The 1,366-nt window shown below is 41.8% G+C and carries 1 protein-coding gene; it reads right to left on the bottom strand.

Going from position 1 to position 1,366, the window contains the following annotated elements:
- Positions 1-267 precede the first annotated feature (267 nt).
- The gene (locus AKL11_RS23900; protein WP_067522828.1) at positions 268-771 is read right to left on the bottom strand and encodes a hypothetical protein; all 504 of its coding nucleotides are present in this window, start codon (positions 769-771) and stop codon (positions 268-270) included.
- Between the last annotated feature and the right edge of the window lie 595 nt (positions 772-1,366).

Genomic DNA, 1,366 nt, shown 5'->3' with positions numbered 1-1,366 from the left:
AACAACCAACAGCAAACGACGATTTTGACGCTGGCATAAAAGAAGGAATAAACGACAAARCTCTCACGCCAGCTTGCACAACGAAGCTTACTGATTTCCTCTGACCTTTCGACAGAAAAAGAACAAAAAAGCTCGCAACGCTAACAAACTCTCAGGTTTGCAACCTCAGGTAGAAACACAGCAGCTAACGCCAATTTCAGGGGCGCCGCAGGCGTCCCCTGGAAATTTTTGTTAGCCGTGCGGATTACTTACATTTTGCTATTATGACTAAAACATTGCACCAGTGCACTGACCATTAATCATTTGCCCATAACAGGTTTTCTTATATCCGGCTTTTGGAGCTATTGACCCATGACATACACCATTAACAACAGCACCAATGCACTCATCTGTACCATAAATCTTCTGGCCACTTCCTGGCTGGGAAGTAATGTTACTTTGTTGTCTACTTCTATTTACGACTGACTGAGACATATAGTAATTCATTCGTATTTCATACTGCTCGGCAACACATTTTTTTGAAGCTTCCGAAGGCTCAGCTTCTTGTTTTTCTTCTAATTCATTAAGGCAAAATTGCACTGCTTCATCTACTGCTTTATCAGAAAAATATGAAAGCTCAGCTTCATATATTGGTGAATAAATTGCAGCTCTTAATTCACCAACCTTTTTTCCCAGTGAATAACATCCACCAAGTAGTAAAATAGAAACAAAAATAAGAAAGGAGCTTGCAACTTTTCTGACTTTTGAAATCTGAAAGAATTTAAGGTTCATAAACTTATGGCTCATAATATAACAATATAAACGGTAGGAATAATAGAGCTTATTCCTCAACTCTCATAATATTACTTTTACCTACAATCCAGAGTGCTTCCGACAGGAAAGATAAGATTATATAGTTCCACTCACAATTGATACGTATCATCAACAATCTTGAACAGATATGAGGTATGGTAGCACGGCTAACGCCAAAATAAGCGGCGCGGCGCCAGCCGCGTCCGGTGGAGCGCAGCGGAACGAACTTGATTTTTTTGTTAGCTGCGTAAGCCCGTAAATGGTTGAACTGTGACGTAAACCCGAAGCGAGTACGACTGGCAACAACGTAGAAACCAGAAGATTTACCACCAGAGGTTTTACACGACGCTGCAAAYCATGCGGAACCAAAATGCCRCAAACCAGTTTRAGCCAAAAGGTTTGACTACTTGAGGTTTACGACAATGTAACTTCCTGGCCTGCAWAAAACCTGAAACTTTGCACGCTGCAGAAAACCTGCACCCTTCCCCACCAACTGAYCGACAGAAAAGATGGAATGGAGACTGATCTCTGTGCTGGCGCAGCAAAAGGAAATTGGTACGCTACCGCTTGCCAG

Source organism: Endozoicomonas ascidiicola, assembly GCF_001646945.1.
GTDB lineage: Bacteria > Pseudomonadota > Gammaproteobacteria > Pseudomonadales > Endozoicomonadaceae > Endozoicomonas > Endozoicomonas ascidiicola.
This window is presented reverse-complemented; position numbering and strand designations above follow the sequence as displayed.

What these genes read in the sequence shown, in the direction of transcription:
- AKL11_RS23900 (WP_067522828.1), bottom strand. Translation starts at nt 771, where the DNA reads ATGAACCTTAAATTCTTTCAGATTTCAAAAGTCAGAAAAGTTGCAAGC.